At 42.1% G+C, this 17,948-nt stretch carries 12 protein-coding genes and 1 pseudogene; 12 read left to right on the top strand and 1 reads right to left on the bottom strand.

Annotated elements, in window-relative coordinates; genetic code table 11:
• Positions 1 to 158: 158 nt before the first annotated feature.
• From PN838_RS08130 to PN838_RS08085, 10 genes are all read left to right on the top strand, one after another.
• The gene (locus PN838_RS08130) at positions 159 to 968 is read left to right on the top strand and encodes a hypothetical protein (protein ID WP_272180318.1); all 810 of its coding nucleotides are present in this window, start codon (positions 159 to 161) and stop codon (positions 966 to 968) included.
• A 133-nt stretch (positions 969 to 1,101) separates the two neighbouring features.
• Complete coding sequence (locus PN838_RS08125) at positions 1,102 to 2,196, top strand: alpha/beta hydrolase family protein (protein ID WP_272180317.1); 1,095 nt, start codon at positions 1,102 to 1,104, stop codon at positions 2,194 to 2,196.
• Entirely contained in the window at positions 2,193 to 2,834 is a 642-nt protein-coding gene (locus PN838_RS08120; protein ID WP_272180316.1) for an energy transducer TonB, read from the top strand. Before PN838_RS08125 ends, PN838_RS08120 begins: the two co-directional genes overlap by 4 nt.
• Before the next feature lie 150 nt (positions 2,835 to 2,984).
• Positions 2,985 to 3,107, top strand: coding sequence for a hypothetical protein (locus PN838_RS08115; protein ID WP_272180315.1), 123 nt, complete (start codon positions 2,985 to 2,987; stop codon positions 3,105 to 3,107).
• Entirely contained in the window at positions 3,082 to 3,960 is an 879-nt protein-coding gene (locus PN838_RS08110; RefSeq protein ID WP_272182539.1) for a TIGR03032 family protein, read from the top strand. Before PN838_RS08115 ends, PN838_RS08110 begins: the two co-directional genes overlap by 26 nt.
• On the top strand, positions 3,881 to 4,246 hold the full coding sequence (locus tag PN838_RS08105) for a DUF4915 domain-containing protein (RefSeq protein WP_272180314.1): 366 nt from the start codon (positions 3,881 to 3,883) through the stop codon (positions 4,244 to 4,246). Before PN838_RS08110 ends, PN838_RS08105 begins: the two co-directional genes overlap by 80 nt.
• Before the next feature lie 331 nt (positions 4,247 to 4,577).
• Positions 4,578 to 5,651 carry a hypothetical protein gene (locus tag PN838_RS08100; RefSeq protein ID WP_272180313.1) on the top strand — a complete coding sequence of 358 codons (1,074 nt, stop codon included), beginning with the start codon at positions 4,578 to 4,580 and terminating at the stop codon, positions 5,649 to 5,651.
• A gap of 98 nt (positions 5,652 to 5,749) precedes the next feature.
• Positions 5,750 to 6,433: a hypothetical protein gene (locus PN838_RS26220; RefSeq protein ID WP_334313319.1), complete on the top strand. Its 684-nt coding sequence runs from the start codon at positions 5,750 to 5,752 to the stop codon at positions 6,431 to 6,433.
• A gap of 158 nt (positions 6,434 to 6,591) precedes the next feature.
• Positions 6,592 to 12,141 carry a hypothetical protein gene (locus tag PN838_RS08090; RefSeq protein WP_272180312.1) on the top strand — a complete coding sequence of 1,850 codons (5,550 nt, stop codon included), beginning with the start codon at positions 6,592 to 6,594 and terminating at the stop codon, positions 12,139 to 12,141.
• A gap of 35 nt (positions 12,142 to 12,176) precedes the next feature.
• Positions 12,177 to 14,663, top strand: coding sequence for a thrombospondin type 3 repeat-containing protein (locus PN838_RS08085; protein WP_272180311.1), 2,487 nt, complete (start codon positions 12,177 to 12,179; stop codon positions 14,661 to 14,663).
• 300 nt (positions 14,664 to 14,963) lie between these two features.
• Here the strand turns inward: PN838_RS08085 and yhbY are convergent, their stop codons facing one another.
• Positions 14,964 to 15,251, bottom strand: a complete 288-nt coding sequence (gene yhbY, locus PN838_RS08080) for a ribosome assembly RNA-binding protein YhbY (RefSeq protein WP_272182538.1) — start codon at positions 15,249 to 15,251, stop codon at positions 14,964 to 14,966.
• Positions 15,252 to 15,340: 89 nt separating this feature from the next.
• On the opposite strand from yhbY, the pseudogene rlmE reads away from it, so the two are divergent.
• Together rlmE and ftsH are read left to right on the top strand one after the other, a co-directional pair.
• A pseudogene (rlmE, locus tag PN838_RS08075) lies at positions 15,341 to 15,971 on the top strand (23S rRNA (uridine(2552)-2'-O)-methyltransferase RlmE).
• A 39-nt stretch (positions 15,972 to 16,010) separates the two neighbouring features.
• A complete protein-coding gene (ftsH, locus tag PN838_RS08070; RefSeq protein ID WP_272180310.1) occupies positions 16,011 to 17,918 on the top strand; it encodes an ATP-dependent zinc metalloprotease FtsH in 1,908 nt (635 codons plus the stop codon).
• Positions 17,919 to 17,948: the final 30 nt, after the last annotated feature.

The raw sequence follows: 17,948 nt of genomic DNA, 5'->3' as shown, positions 1-17,948 counted from the left end.
GATGCCTGTTACTGATGAAACAAGTCCTCGCTGGCCTTACTACTGGTCACATTTACAATCGCCATTAGGGCGTTCAGTGGCATTGTCATTTAGTTACCCATTATTCTAGAAGGATGCTTTGCAGGCTGTAAAAAGCCTGCAAATGGCAGGAGAAAGAAATGAAATTTACAAATTTAGTAAAAGCGGCAGCAGTGCTATTAGGCTTATTAAGCCTAAATATTAAAGCTCAGGTGCCTATTGATACGTTTTTTAACGGTGTGTCTTACGCCAATATGCGCTTATCACCAAATGGTAAGTTTTTAGCTGCTGGTAAAGTATTACCAAATGGAGAAATGCATGCGTTTATCATAAACCGTAAAACCAATGAAATGGTTTCTGAAATGAAATTCGCCGGAAAGCTAGGTGTGAGCTCAGTAAAATGGTTAAACGATAAGCGTGTCATTGTAGGTTTAGGCTTTGCGTCAGAGATGAGCGAAGGTTTTGGCGGCATTGGTCAATTACTCGGGATGGACATTGATGGCTCGCGTAAAGATATTTTGTGGTCAGGTCAAACTTCGGATTACGGCGGTAATGAAGGAATGAGATTGATTGGTCCATTGGATGCAGAGAATTACCTAATCTCGGTTTATCCATCGGGCAGTGGTATGAGTAAATTCCCATATACCTATATCTATAAATTAAACATGTATACCGGTGAAGCGACTAAGTTATATCGTTCGCCAATTAGAGCGGCATCGCCAATACGTAAGAAAAATAAGGAAACTGGCGAATGGGAAGTTACCCATTGGGTAGGTAAAGCGGCAGATAGCTTTTCTTCAACAGTTGTATTAACAAAAAAGAAGATGGTAGCTGGGAAGAAATTCGCTACGAAGAAAATGAAGGAATGCGTATTCCTAGAGGTTATAGCTCAGATGGTAAATGGTTATATGTTCGTGACACGATTAGTGCACCAACCTCAGCCGTTGTGAAAGTAAATGTCAAAACCGGCGAAGAAACAATCATTTATCGTCATCCAAAAGTTGATGTAAGCCAAATGTTTCAAGATGACAATGGTGACTTCTGGGGGCTGTAATAAATTATGACTATCCAAAAGTAGTGATATTGGATGAAGACAACTATTACGCTCAAGTTCAATTGAAAATGGAAGCAGCGTTTCCAAATCAAGCGATTCAGATTGCATCTAAAACGGCTGACAGCACTGAATGGTTAATTCATGTGTCGAGTGATAAACATCCAGGTAAGTATTACATATTTAATCAGTTTGACGGCTCATTGAAGTTTGTTGTTAATCGTGCCGATTGGATCGACCCGAAAGAAATGCCAACGACACACGCTATCCGTTTTAATGCACGAGACGGATTAGAAATAGGTGGGTATCTGACGGTTCCAAATGGTAAAAGCGCCAAAAATTTACCGCTGATTATTTTACCTCACGGTGGACCACACGGGCCAAGAGATGTATGGGGATGGAATAGTGAGCGCAATATTTTAGCAAATGCTGGTTATGCGGTATTAGCTGTGAATTATCGAGGTTCGGGCGGCTTTGGTCGAAATTTCCAATACGACTGGTATGGTCATTGGGGATTAGAGATGCAGGATGACTTAACAGATGCAACTTACTGGGCAATAAACAGCGGAATTGCAAATGTTGATCGCGTGTGTATTTACGGTGCTTCTTACGGTGGTTATGCCACATTAATGGGATTGGTTAAGGAACCTGACCTATATAAATGTGGTATTGGTTATGTTGGTGTTTATGACTTAAACGTCATGATGTACACCGGTGACGTAGCAATGCGAAAAGCAGGTAAAAGCTACTTGAATTGGGCATTGGGCGATACCGAAGAAAAACGTAGAGCACAGTCTCCAGCGCCAAATGCGGAGAAAATTAATTCACCGGTCTTTTTGATGCATGGCATGTTGGATTATCGTGCTCACTTCGAAAACTATGTGGTCATGCGTGATGCTTTATTAGAACAAGATCATCGTTTTGAGACTTTGTTAATCCCGCGCGCAGGGCATGGTGCAAGAGACCAATCATCACGTAAGCAAATATTTTGCAGAATGTTAGACTTTTTTGACCGCCACATTGGTGAAAAACCGGATCCAATGAGAGCGCCAAGCACAGATTGTGATGTAGAGGGCGTAGATCCTTTACCGTTTGAGTACTTCGCAGGAAAAGGAGCATACAAATGATGAATATACGTTTCCTTGGTTTATTCGCCATCGCGTTATTTGGGTTTGCAGCTCAGGCGTCAGAACAGGTGCACTCAGAGGCGGTCATTGTTGAATGGCAAGCACCTGATTGCAGTTCTTATACGTCATACAAACGATGCAGAAATGCGGTTAAAACTGAATATCGTCGAATGCGTCAGCAAGAAATGAAATCTCAAGGGTTATCATTTTGGTATTATGAACGTCCTAGCTATGAAGGCGACAGTCAAAAAGCGTTGAAAGATGAAGTATCGGGGATGTTGACTATTGCGTTTGATGTCGAGAAAGATGGCACAACATCAAATGTAAAAGTCACTGCGGTATCGTCGGAAGAAGCTAAAGTCTATGGCGAGACGTTAGTGAATGCGATAACACAATGGACATTTGTTCCTTTGGACAACAAAGTTGAGGGCGTGACATGGCGCACCGAGTTGTTCTTTGAGGAGGAGGCTTGCAAGGATAAGCCAAAAGAAGGAGTAGAAAAAAGGAATGTTACTCCGATTAACATAGTGAAAATCATCAAAACCCAGCACATGCTGGGTTTTGTGTTTTTGACCAATAAGCTTGGAGTGATCTTCTTATTATCCGGGCATTGGTATTGGAAAGGGTTAAACAGATAAGTCGGGCAACAAAACGATTGTACAAATTGCTACTTAAAATGACGGTTTCGACGGCTGTATGCTATTTAATCACTACGTTGCTTGATATAGAATCGTTGACACTAAAATTGTGTGAGTGCTTAAAGGCCAATAAAGGCCTGGAGATTATCAATGCCTGAGCAAAAAATAAAGAAGCAGAACCAACAACGAAGCCCGTTAAAAAGGCAGCATCAAAAGCGACGGCAAAAAGAGCGTCAGCAAAACAAGCATCTACAAAAAAGTAGCATCGACTAAAAAAGCGACCGCTACAGCAAATGATAAAACCGAACAAGTTGTTGATTTACCAGCGTCGGATGAAAATCAGAATACTGAACAACCAGCGCAGGAGCCGGTTACAAAGTCGTGCTCTAAAGGTTTATCGAAATGGATTGTTCGCAACAACATGTCTTTGGCATTTACCTCTTATCAATCGGGGCGAGTCTACTTTGTAGGTGCAGATCCAGAAGGTAGGGTGTCATTCCATGAACGCGTTTTCCAACGAGCAATGGGTATTGTTGGTAACGAACAACGCATCTATATGGGCGGTCTTTATCAAGTTTGGCGTTTTGAAAATGTATTACAGGCAGGTCAAGTTGCCAACAAAATGTTTGATAAATGTTACGTCCCACGTAACGCCCAATTTACCGGTGAAATAGACATTCATGAATTAGGGATCCAAAAAGACGGTACGATTGTATTTGTGAATACAAAATATAATTGTTTAGCCGTTCCTTCAATAACACATAGCTTTAAAGCGATTTGGAAACCAGAGTTTATTTCTAAATTGGTACCAGAAGATCGTTGCCATTTAAATGGTTTGGCAATGGTAGATAGCAAACCTAAATACGTAACAGCGGTATGTAAGTCGGACACAATCGATGGTTGGCGTGAACGCCGTCACGATGGTGGCATTATTATTGATATAGAAACCAATGAAATTGTTTGTGAAGGGTTATCAATGCCGCATTCCCCTCGTTGGCATGAAGGCAAGTTATGGGTGCTTAATTCTGGCACAGGTTATTTAGGTTATGTTGACTTTGAGCAAAAGAAATTTGTTCCTCATACCTTTGTACCTTGGTTTCGCTCGCGGCTTAGGGCTTCATGGTAATTTTGCCGTGGTGGGTTTGTCTAAACCTAGATACGAACGTTTTGAAGGATTAGATTTGGATAAAGCCTTAGCTGATAAAGATTCAACAGCATGGTGTGGATTGCAAATCATTAACTTAACCTCAGGGTCTGTAGAAGAATGGATCCGACTAGACGGTCCAATTTCTGAATTATTTGACTTAACATTGCTCCCAAATGTTCGGTGTCCGATGGCAATTGGACAGCAAAATCAAGAAAACCTATCAATGGTTACATTTGAACACGAGACATTAAAGACTTCCGTTTAAAGACTAATCCCAGCCTAAACAGAAGAGCGTCGCCGGGTAGGCATAACTACCCGGCTTTTTATTTATACCTACTCAAAAATGCCTAATCCACTATTCAGCGTCATTTAGAACACCTGCTTTTTCCAAAATTTCTTATTGTACAAAATGCTACACAACACGTTTGGACTCTGCTTGTTAACTTATATAAAACACTAGTATGGCTAAATATTTATCAATTTTTAAAGTTTTGATGAATTAACGGTTTTAAGCGATAGAAAGCGATATTTAGCCCTATTAACAACAAACCAGTACGGAAAGATACTGGGTAATTCACATGAATACGGAGCACGTAATGCAAGGTATAGACAACAACTTTAAGCGATCTGTTGTAGCAGCAAGTTTGGCTACAGTTTTATCTACAGGCGCTAATGCGGCAACAGCACCAGAGCCAGTAATGGTTCCAACAATAAATCCTGAAAACGCCAATGGCAGTGCAATTAGTAATATCGTTACTTTGGGTGACAAAATCTATTTTAGAGGTATTCATGCAGAAGATGGGTACGCCTTTTGGCGAGCTAACTACGATGGTTCTTCCCCGGAAAAATTATCAACAAACATCTCTGATGATGTGTCGATTCGCCCTGATAACTTAATTAGTTATAACGGTAAAATTTATTACCAAGGAATAATTGCGAGTTCAGGGATCTCTACTAAAAACGCCATGTTTGAGTATGATCCAGTAACAAATACGATTACAGATTTAGATCTTAATCCTGATGAGTCGGTTAGTTATAGTGACTCTTTCAAAAACCCATATGTCTATAATGGCAAGCTCTATTTTTCTGCTCAGTCAGGGGAAACTCGCCCAGTTCCGTCCACAACATCCGTTACCGGTGATTATGAACTTTGGGTAAAAGATGGTGATGCGGCGCCAGTTAGATTAGCCGACATTAATTTAGGTGAAGAACCTTCAAATCCTAATTACTTCACAGCTTACAAAGGTAAATTGTATTTTCAAGGCCGTACAGCTAGTCAAGGTGTTGAGTTAATGGTTTATGATGATACTCAGCCTGTTGAAGCCGGCATAAACCCTTCAGTTGTATTTGATTTACCAGGTGAAGATACAAGTGGCAATCCTGAATCGAGCTCTCCAGGAGATTTAGTTGTATATAACAACGTTTTATACTTCACCGCGATTTTGGAACAAACCACAGGCAAAGAGATTTATTACTATAATGGTGAAGGTGAGCCCACTCTATTAAGTAATGTGACGAGTGATGGGCAAACCGAAGAACCGTCGAAGTTGACAGTTTATGCCGGTAACCTAATTTTTACTGCAGGAACAGAGCCAAATTCTGGTTCCAAAATCTGGCTTTATAATTCTTTAGCCAGTGCACCTGAATTATTGTCAAATAAGATACCATAGGTGCAACTCAAGTTGAAGACGCAAATCACTTTACGGTTTACCACGACCGTTTATATTTTGAAGGCAATCAAGGCAACTTTAAAGATTCGTTATGGGTAATGGATGGAATTTCATCGCCAACGTTAGTGACTGACTTTAACCCGGTTAATATTGATGAAAATGATAATTTAGTTAGTGAGCAAGTGTCGGCGCTAACAGTTGCCAATGGCCGCTTATATTTCTCTGCAAATGCAGGACAAGGGCAAGAGCTATATATCATTGACGAGTTCTTAGATAGCGATGGTGACTTAGTTCGTGATGAACTAGATGCTTATCCAAATGACCCAACTCGTTCACAGTTTGATGAAGGAGAGGGTGGTAGCTTTTTAGATAGCGACGGGGACGGTGTTCTTGACCATCTAGATTGGGCTCCGAATGATGCTTCTGAATCGAAAGATAGTGATGGAGATGGTGTTGGTAACAACGCTGATGCCTTCCCGTTCGACAAAACTGAAACGGTAGATACCGATGGAGATGGTATTGGTGATAATGCCGATCCATTCCCAGAAAGTGCCGATTCGTTTGATTCAGACGGCGATGGTGTATTAGATGTGGTAGACGCATTTCCTTTAGACCCAACTGAAACCATGGATAGTGATGGCGACGGTATTGGTGATAATACGGACAAATTCCCTCAAGACGCTATGTACCATGCTGATGCTGACAATGATGGTGTAGCTGACTCTTTAGATGCTTTCCTACAGATGAAAATGAGTCAGTCGACTCGGATGGTGACGGTGTAGGTGACAATGCAGATAAATTTCCGAACGATAAAGCAGCCTCAATAGATACCGATGGAGATGGTTATCCAGATTCGATAGTTGCAGATATAGCAACTGATTTAGTCGTTGATTCATTTCCAGATGATGCAACTGAATTTGTCGATACTGACCAAGATGGAGTGGGTGATAATGCGGATGGCTTCCCCACAGATAATACTAAATCAGCAGACTTAGATCGTGATGGGATCGAAGATTCAGTAGATACAGATCAAGACGGCGACGGTTACAGTGATGAACTAGAGCTGGAATTTGGCTCAGATCCAATTGTTGCAAGTTCAGTCCCTTATCAAAAAATTGAATTGGCCTCTGATATTCGTGCAGGGTCAAGTTCAAGCACGCCTAAATACTTTACCGAATTTAATGGTAAGACGTATTTCCAAGCCAACGATGGCACCAGCGGCATTGAGTTGTATGTCTATGACGGTACGTCAACGGAGTTAGTATTTGATATCCGAACTGGCACAAGCTCAAGTAGCCCTGTTGAGTTGGTTGTCAATGCAACTGGCGATACGATGTACTTTGTGGCCAGCGACGGTACTGATAAGGCGCTTTGGTCACTAAGCGATGTTGATGGTGCCGTGCCAGTTAAAGTGGCGGCATTTGCAACAACCGCAGATGACACAGAGACAGCAGAAATTGATGAGTCGGTTACCGCGTTTAGTACGATTAAAAACCTATACGTTATGGGCAGCAAAATTTATTTTGCAGGTAAACGCTCAGGTGACACCAAAGACATTTCGACGTATTCGTTAGCGGATGCAGAATATTCTGAAAACGTGGCAACCGATGAAGAGTTGTATTCATTTGATACGATAACCGGTGAGATCACCTTAGAAGTTGTCGCGGATAATGAAGACGGCATTGAGCCAGCAAACTTTACTGAGCTTGATGGGGTTTTATACTTCAGCGGCAATAGCAAAGTCGAAATACAAGAGATTTACAATCCACGTGCAGACACTTGGTTTAATGTAGCAGTCCCAGTGGTGTCTTTATTTAAGTTGGATAGTTCTGGTGTCGAAGTTGTTGAAGGGGTGCAAAGTGTCGAATCTGTGTATGCCCATGACGGCAAGATCTTCATGAATGCGACAACGGCGCTAAGCAGCGGCGAAGACGATGTGACGGGCCAAGAGTTAGCCATATACGACCCAGCAACGGGTGAGGTCGTGGTACATGATTTGGAAGTTGGTGCCTCAGCAACAGGAGCGTTGTTAGAAATCGACCCAAGTGACTTTATCACGTTTAAAGGCGACTTATACTTTGTCGGTGACACAGAACAAGGCGTTACGTTAGTTAAATACGTGGGCGGCAGTGATGTAATTGAGCCAATCGTAAAATACAACTATGAGACAAATCCTAGTAATTTAAATCCAAAATACTTAACGGTTCATGGCGACAAGCTGTATTTCCAAGGGTATGACGGTGCTGAATACAAAGAGCATGATGATCCAACGTTTGGTTATTACAACGAGCTGTTTGTTTATGATGGTGTCAATGCGCCGCGAATTGTAACGAATTTACGCGTAGGGGCTTCAGCTTCACCTTCGTTTATCGCGTCAGTGAACAATGAATTATTAATGTACGCTAATAACGGCAGCACAGGTAATGAGTTGTTTAAGTTAGCAACAGAAACGGCAAGCTTTGATGTCGACGGTGACTCAGATGGCGTAATGGATGTGGTTGATGCCTTCCCGAATGATGCAGCCGCATCAGCAGATACAGACGGTGATGGTTATCCAGACGCATTAGTAGAGGGTGTCGAAACGTCTTTAGTTGTTGACGCGTTCCCGAATGATGCAACTGAATTTGCAGATACTGACGGCGATGGGGTTGGTAATAATGCAGATGCGTTCCCATTAGATGCAGCCGCATCTGTTGATGAAGATAGCGATGGTTTCCCTGATTCATGGAATGCAGGTAAAACCGAAGCAGATACAACAACCGGTCTTGTTATTGACGAATTCCCAGCGGATATTGTTGATACCGATATGGATGGTACGTTCGACCAAGAAGACAATGACGACGACGGTGACGGTTACAGTGATGAACTGGAGCTGGAATTTGGCTCAGATCCAATTGTTGCAAGTTCAATCCCTTATCAAAAAATTGAATTGGCCTCAGATATTCGTGCAGGGTCAAGTTCAAGCACGCCTAAATACTTTACCGAATTTAATGGTAAGACGTATTTCCAAGCCAACGGTGGCACAAACGGCATTGAGCTTTATGTCTATGACGGTACGTCAACGGAGTTAGTATTTGATATCCGAACTGGCACAAGCTCAAGTAGCCCTGTTGAGTTGGTTGTCAATGCAACTGGCGATACGATGTACTTTGTGGCCAGCGACGGTACTGATAAGGCGCTTTGGTCACTAAGTGATGTTGATGGTGCCGTGCCAGTTAAAGTGGCGGCATTTGCAACAACCGCAGATGACACTGAGACAGCAGAAATTGACGAGTCAGTGACCGCGTTTAGTACGATTAAAAACCTATACGTTATGGGCAGCAAAATTTATTTTGCAGGTAAACGCTCAGGTGACACGAAAGACATTTCGACGTATTCGTTAGCGGATGCAGAATATTCTGAAAATGTGGCAACCGATGAAGAGTTATATTCATTTGATACGATAACCGGAGAGATCACCTTAGAAGTTGTCGCGGATAATGAAGACGGCATTGAGCCAGAGAACTTTACTGAGCTTGATGGGGTTTTATACTTCAGCGGCAATAGCAAAGTCGAAATACAAGAGATTTACAATTCACGTGCAGACGCTTGGTTTACAGTAGCAGTGCCTGTGGTGTCTTTATTCAAATTGGATAGTTCAGGTGTCGAAGTTGTTGAAGGGGTGCAAAGTGTCGAATCTGTGTATGCCCATGACGGCAAGATCTTCATGAATGCGACAACGGCGCTAAGCAGCGGCGAAGACGATGTGACGGGCCAAGAGTTAGCCATATACGACCCAGCAACGGGTGAGGTCGTGGTACATGATTTGGAAGTTGGTGCCTCAGCAACAGGAGCGTTGTTAGAAATCGACCCAAGTGACTTTATCACGTTTAAAGGCGACTTATACTTTGTCGGTGACACAGAACAAGGCGTTACGTTAGTTAAATACGTGGGCGGCAGTGATGTAATTGAGCCAATCGTAAAATACAACTACGAGACAAATCCTAGTAATTTAAATCCAAAATACTTAACGGTTCATGGCGACAAGCTGTATTTCCAAGGGTATGACGGTGCTGAATACAAAGAGCATGATGATCCAACGTTTGGTTATTACAACGAGCTGTTTGTTTATGATGGTGTCAATGCGCCGCGAATTGTAACGAATTTACGCGTAGGGGCTTCAGCTTCACCTTCGTTTATAGCGTCAGTGAACAATGAGTTATTAATGTACGCCAATAACGGCAGCACAGGTAATGAGTTGTTTAAGTTAGCAACAGAAACGGCAAGCTTTGATGTCGACGGTGACTCAGATGGCGTAATGGATGTTGTTGATGTCTTCCCGAATGATGCAGCCGCATCAGCAGATACAGACGGTGATGGTTATCCAGACGCATTAGTAGAGGGTGTCGAAACGTCTTTAGTTGTTGACGCGTTCCCGAATGATGCAACTGAATTTGCAGATACTGACGGCGATGGGGTTGGTAATAATGCCGATGCGTTCCCATTAGATGTAGCCGCATCAGCTGATGAAGATAGCGATGGTTTCCCTGATTCATGGAATGCAGGTAAAACCGAAGCAGATACAACAACCGGTCTTGTTATTGACGAATTCCCAGCGGATATTGTTGATACCGATATGGATGGTACGTACGACAAAGAAGACAATGACGACGACGGTGACGGTTACAGTGATGAACTGGAGCTGGAATTTGGCTCAGATCCAATTGTTGCAAGTTCAGTCCCTTATCAAAAAATTGAATTGGCCTCAGATATTCGTGCGGGGTCAAGTTCAAGCACGCCAAAATACTTTACCGAATTTAATGGTAAGACGTACTTCCAAGCAAATGGTGGCACTAACGGTATAGAGTTGTATGTTTATGACGGTACGTCAACGGAGTTAGTATTTGATATCCGCACAGGCACAAGCTCAAGTAGCCCTGTTGAGTTGGTTGTCAATGCAACTGGCGATACGATGTACTTTGTGGCCAGCGACGGTACTGATAAGGCGCTTTGGTCACTAAGTGATGTTGATGGTGCCGTGCCAGTTAAAGTGGCGGCATTTGCAACAACCGCAGATGACACAGAAACAGCAGAAATTGATGAGTCAGTTACCGCGTTTAGTACGATTAAAAACCTATACGTTATGGGCAGCAAAATTTATTTTGCAGGTAAACGTTCAGGTGACACGAAAGACATTTCGACGTATTCGTTAGCGGATGCAGAATATTCTGAAAATGTGGCAACCGATGAAGAGTTGTATTCATTTGATACGATAACCGGTGAGATCACCTTAGAAGTTGTCGCGGATAATGAAGACGGCATTGAGCCAGAGAACTTTACTGAGCTTGATGGGGTTTTATACTTCAGCGGCAATAGCAAAGTCGAAATACAAGAGATTTACAATTCACGTGCAGACGCTTGGTTTAAAGTAGCAGTGCCTGTGGTGTCTTTATTCAAATTGGATAGTTCAGGTGTCGAAGTTGTTGAAGGGGTGCAAAGTGTCGAATCTGTGTATGCCCATGACGGCAAGATCTTCATGAATGCGACAACGGCGCTAAGCAGCGGCGAAGACGATGTGACGGGCCAAGAGTTAGCCATATACGACCCAGCAACGGGTGAGGTCGTGGTACATGATTTGGAAGTTGGTGCCTCAGCAACAGGAGCGTTGTTAGAAATCGACCCAAGTGACTTTATCACGTTTAAAGGCGACTTATACTTTGTCGGTGACACAGAACAAGGCGTTACGTTAGTTAAATACGTGGGCGGCAGTGATGTAATTGAGCCAATCGTAAAATACAACTACGAGACAAATCCTAGTAATTTAAATCCAAAATACTTAACGGTTCATGGCGACAAGCTGTATTTCCAAGGGTATGACGGTGCTGAATACAAAGAGCATGATGATCCAACGTTTGGTTATTACAACGAGCTGTTTGTTTATGATGGTGTCAATGCGCCGCGAATTGTAACGAATTTACGCGTAGGGGCTTCAGCTTCACCTTCGTTTATCGCGTCAGTGAACAATGAGTTATTAATGTACGCCAATAACGGCAGCACAGGTAATGAGTTGTTTAAGTTATCTGGCGACGTTATGGACTCTGATAGTGATTCTGTAGCAGATGTATACGATGCTTTCCCGAATGATGCAGCCGCATCAGCAGATACAGACGGTGATGGTTATCCAGACGTATTAGTAGAGGGTGTAGAAACAACTTTAGTTGTTGATGCGTTCCCACTAGATGCAGCAGCATCTATGGACGACGGTGACGGTTACCCTGATGCATGGAATGAGGGGGCGACAGCTGCGGATTCAACAACTGGGTTAGTATTAGATCAATTCCTGCAGATGGCGGGGTCAACTGGACAGATTCAGACGGTGATGGTGTTGGTGATAATACCGATGCATTCCCGGCATATTCTGGTGCGTCAGTTGATGCCGATGGCGATGGCTATCCTGATAGTTATCATGACGGATACGACCACGAAATTGCGCAAGGTGGTAAAGAATTAGACCAATTCTTAGGTAATAGTGCGGAATGGAGTGATGTGGACCTCGATGGTGTCGGTGATAACTCAGATGCCTTCCCACTTGACGCCGCAGCATCAATTGATACGGATGGCGATGGTTATCCAGATGTATTAGTTGCAGGTATTGATACTGACTTAACCGTAGATGCGTTTGTTAATGATGTTACCGAATCCACAGATACTGACATGGATGGAATTGGTGACAATACTGATTCCGACATTGACGGAGATGGTGTATTAAATGCGGTTGACGCAAATCCATTAGTTGCAGTTACCAGAGAAAATGACCTTGACCGTGATGGTGTTGACGATAGTGAAGATGACTATGTCGACTTATTGTTAGCGAAAGCGGCAATTGAAGCCACCGTGGAAAATTCTGGTGGTAATATTTCAATGAATGCGACGGGCATTGATACTAAGGTGACTGACAAGTTAGCGACGTTAATCAATGTTGCTAATATACCGACCACTGTTAGTTTTAAATCTGTAGTTGATGGCGAGTTAAAACAATCTGGTTTGCAGGATGTAGGCATTGTATTAACTAACTTAGTTGGCTCTGAGCAAACATTGTTTTTGCCGCTAGCGATTAATCCATTAGCCACGACCGCGACTACCGCATTTAGCAAAACCGGCGAAGATTTTGCGATTGATGTGAACTTAACCGGTGCGCCAGTAGATTATCCGGTGACGTTCTCTTATCAATTAGTTCAAATCAATACGGTGTTAGTTGAGGGGACGTTATCAATTGATGAAGGCTTATCAAAAGCACTAGAATTTGATGGCGTTGTTGATGGGAATTACGCTATTACTATTGAAGATGAAAATGGTTTAGCTGTTTTTGCGAATGGTAAACATGAAGTAAACCTAACCGTTCAGGAAAATACTCGACCTTCAATTTCCACTGGCTTGATGTTTAACGACAAGAAAGTCACAGTGGTTGAATCAAGCGTAAGTTCAGCGTTTCTTGCGTTTGATATCTTCGATGCTGATATGGATTCATCTCATAATGTAATAATTACTATTGATGGTGAAGAAGTGTTCAATGGTTCAGCGTCTATGCATGAAGTCATTGAAATAAATCCTGAGCAATTAGGGGTTGGCTCACACACCGTTGTGGCCAAAGTCGTTGAAACGGATACAACTGACTTATTTGAAGCAAGCCAAACTTCTCGATTCTTTATAACGGAAGCGTTACCAGAATTAAGTACGATGGCAGACTCAGATAACGATGGGATCTCAGATGCAGATGAAGGTATGTCAGACTCTGATGGTGATGGCATTGCAGACTATTTAGATAATGCGAACTTGTTAGCTAATCAACAAAAAGTCGGCGATACCATAATTTCTGTAGAGGAAGGCCTAACAATTTCGATTGGTCAAACGGTGAAAGCTGTAGACAATGGACATTCTGCGGACGCTGCAACAACCGTTGCGGAAATTGAAGCTGCATTGAATGTAGAAATTGATGACTCAGATGTAATTAAATACGTTACCCCAATAATTGACTTCGAAGTACGCGGTGCCGACGTTGGTTCAATTATTACAATGATAATACCACTTAATGAAAAACTGCCAGTTAATGCGCAATATCGCAAACTTAAATCAGATGGTTCATTTGTTTCCTTTGAAGTAACTGACACTCAACAACGAGATGGTGATTCTATTTGGTCTGCGGTTAAAACCTTATCAGGTGAATGCCCAGCAGCCGATGACACCGAAGCGTGGAGCCGAGGTTTAGTACAAGGCAGCAATTGCATTAAGTTACGCATAACCGATGGTGGCGTAAATGACGATGATGGCGTTGCTAATGGCGTGGTTGTTGACCCTGCGGTAATAGTGGCGGTAAATAATGCACCAGTAGTTGAGTTGGCTAGAGAAATACAGGCTAATGAAAATACTTATGTAGAAATTGTTGCGTCAGCAACAGACCTAGATAGTGCTTTGTTAGCGTATTCTTGGACGCAGGTTGAAGGTAGTGCAGTTGAATTGCTATATACAACAGGCGATACGATATCATTTGTAACACCTTCAACATCTGAAGGCGAAGAGTTGAAGTTTACTCTGCAAGTGACAGACGGTGTTCGAGTAACCACTAAATCAATTACGGTTGTGGTGGCAAACTCAAATACAGCACCAACTGTGACAGCGTCAAGTTCTGTCTCTGAAACAGAGATCGGTGGTTTAGTAACACTATCCGCATTGGGATTAGATACTGAAAACGACGATCTTACTTACAGTTGGTCTACAGCGACTAGCAATGTGGTATTAGCTAATGCCGATACAGCGACTGCAAGCTTTAATGCGCCAACGGTTACTGAAGATACGACAATCAACTTTGAAGTATTGGTTAGTGATGGTGAAATGACCGCTACTGCAAACGTCAGTGTATTGGTTAAAGCAGCTAAGGAAGAAAAAGATGAAGGATTATTAGGTCTATCATTTAGCTACACGTTAGCAACCTTACTTGGTGGTTTTGTGGCATTCCGCAGACGCATCAAAAAATAACAATTAACTGTTTTAGTTAATTAACTAAAAGGAGCTTTCGAGCTCCTTTTTTATTGCGGGTTATTTAATTAGGGAATAAAAATCCAGCTTAAAAATTAGTTTGGCTAAACGCCATACAATCTAACTAAACCTGTATCATAGTGTTGTGGACCAAATGAGAGTGACATTTATTTAAGAAATACAGAAGGAAATGAGGCGTTTTTCATAATAAGTATTTCAAATCACCAATTCACATTTTATTACATTAAAATTTAGACATAAAAAAACCGACATCAGTCGGTTTTTTTGATTAATCTGCGACTACTTTTTAGGTAGTTCGATTTTTTTATCGTCACTTTGCTTAAATAACACAAGTGTTTTACCAATTAGCTGAATTTTTTCGGCTTTGCTTTCGCGAACTATCGCTTCAACATAGAGCTTTAATTCTTCACGATCTTCAGAAGGTACTTTAACCTTAATTAATTCGTGAACCGCTAGGGCGTTTTCGATTTCGGCTAAAACGCCTTCAGTAAAGCCATTCGAGCCAAGTTGCACGACAGGTTTTAGTGAATGGGCTTCGCCCTTTAAGAACTGGATTTGTTTTTTGATAGACTCATTAGGTTTAATTTTACAGTAATTACTTGAATTAATGATATTCTACCCCACCTTTAGACTATTACCAATTCATATACTAAGTTATGGCAAAAGATAAACGTTCCGGTAGCAGTAAACGCTGGTTAGAAGAACATGTAAACGACCCATATGTGAAAGAAGCCAACAAACGTGGGTTACGTTCTAGAGCCTATTTCAAAATTGAAGAGTTGCAGAAAAAGATAAACTAATGCGACCGGGCAGTATTGTTGTCGACCTCGGGGCCGCGCCATAAGTGGTTGGTCTCAGTACGCTGTAGAGTTGTTAGATGGTAAAGGCACGGTAATCGCGTGTGACATTTTACCTATGGATCCAATTGCAGGTGTCGACTTTCTCCAAGGTGATTTTAGAGAAGAAGATGTATTAAATGCATTGTTAGATAAAATCGGCGACAATAAGGTCGATTTAGTCATGTCTGACATGGCGCCAAATTTGAGCGGAAACGACTCAATTGACCAAGCAGGTTCTATGTACTTGGTTGAGTTGGCTCTCGATATGTGCCAACAAGTGTTAAATAAAGAAGGTAAATTTGCTGTCAAAGTATTCCAAGGTGAAGGTTTTGATCAGTTTGTAAAAGATGTACGTAATGTATTCAAAGTAGTAAAAGTGAGAAAACCTGAATCGTCTAGAGCACGTTCGAGAGAAGTGTATCTGGTAGCGACAGGATTTAAATTATAGTAGTCTTCATTTTAATGTTTATTTGTTGAGGTTATCCCTTTGAGCGATATGGCTAAAAATCTAATTATTTGGTTGATGGTAGCAGTGGCACTGATGTCTGTATTTAATACGATCACGCCAAATGATAGTACGAGCAGTAGTACAAACTATACCCAGTTTGTTAAAGAAGTTCGTATGGGCGAAGTTCGTGAAGTTAAAATTAACGATCGCCAAATTGTCGGCCTGAAGCGTAGTGGTGAAAAGTTTGAAACTTATATCCCAACAGCTTACGACAAAGATTTATTAAACGATTTAATCGAAAATAACGTACGCATTGTTGGCGTACCTCCTGAAGAGCCGTCAATTTTGGCGTCTATTCTAATTTCATGGTTCCCTATGTTGCTATTGATTGGTGTGTGGATATTCTTCATGCGTCAAATGCAAGGCGGCGGCGGTAAAGGCGCTATGTCATTTGGTAAATCTAAAGCGCGTTTAATGGGCGAAGACCAAATTAAAACAACGTTTAAAGACGTAGCCGGTTGTGACGAAGCTAAAGAAGAAGTTCAAGAGCTTGTTGATTACCTAAGAGAACCTGCAAAATTCCAAAAGCTTGGCGGAAAAATTCCAAAAGGCGTATTAATGGTCGGTCAGTCTGGTACGGGTAAAACCTTACTTGCGAAAGCCGTTGCCGGTGAAGCAAAAGTCCCATTCTTCGCAATTTCTGGTTCAGACTTTGTTGAAATGTTTGTTGGTGTTGGTGCATCACGTGTTCGTGACATGTTTGACCAAGCTAAAAAATCAGCTCCTTGTATTATCTTCATCGATGAAATCGATGCTGTCGGTCGTCAACGTGGCGCAGGTTTAGGTGGTGGGCACGACGAACGTGAACAAACGCTTAACCAAATGTTAGTAGAGATGGATGGTTTTGAAGGCAACGAAGGCATTATCGTAATCGCCGCGACTAACCGTCCTGACGTACTAGACCCTGCATTATTAAGACCGGGCCGTTTTGACCGTCAAGTTGTGGTTGGTTTGCCAGACGTTCGTGGTCGTGAGCAAATTATTAATGTGCATATGCGTAAAGTACCAGTAGCAAACGACGTAGAACCAGCGTTAATCGCACGTGGTACGCCAGGTTTCTCTGGTGCCGACTTAGCAAATCTAGTAAACGAAGCTGCGTTATTTGCTGCTCGCTTTAATAAACGTCTAGTCGACATGCAAGATTTCGAAAAAGCCAAAGACAAGATCATGATGGGCGCCGAGCGTAAGTCTATGGTTATGGGCGAAAGCGAACGTGAAATGACAGCCTACCACGAAGCTGGCCATGCAATTGTTGGCCGTATGGTTCCTGACCATGACCCAGTTTATAAAGTCAGTATTATTCCTCGTGGACGTGCACTTGGTGTCACTATGTACTTGCCTGAACAAGATCGTTTCTCACACAGCAAACAGTTCTTGGAAAGCCAAATATCTTCTTTATACGGTGGTCGTATTGCCGAGGAAGTTATTTATGGTGCAGATAAAGTATCAACGGGCGCTTCAAATGATATTGAACGTGCAACTGATATTGCTCGTAAAATGGTTACTCAATGGGGCCTTTCTGAAAAAATGGGACCTATGTTATATGCAGAAGAAGAAGGCGAAGTGTTCTTAGGACGTACGTCATCTAAATCGCTTCATATGTCTGATGAAACTGCACAGGCCATTGATGCTGAAATTAAAGTATTTATTAACCGTAACTACGAACGCTCAGTTGAAATTATTAAAGCGAATTTAGACATCTTACATGCAATGAAAGATGCGCTAATGAAATACGAAACAATAGACGCAAAACAAATTGATGATCTAATGAATCGTGTTCCAGTTCGTGAACCTGCGGGTTGGTCTGCAAAGCCTGAGTCTAAAAATGACGACGACTCTACAGACAACACCAAACCTGAAACTGACGTTCCTAATCCTGCCAGTTAATATTAAGGCCCCTTTATAAGGGGCCTCATT

Origin of the sequence: Psychrosphaera algicola, from assembly GCF_028401425.1 — a bacterium.
Taxonomy (GTDB): domain Bacteria; phylum Pseudomonadota; class Gammaproteobacteria; order Enterobacterales; family Alteromonadaceae; genus Psychrosphaera; species Psychrosphaera algicola.
The sequence above is the reverse complement of the archived record's forward strand: the minus strand, read 5'-3'. Positions and strand labels throughout refer to the sequence as shown.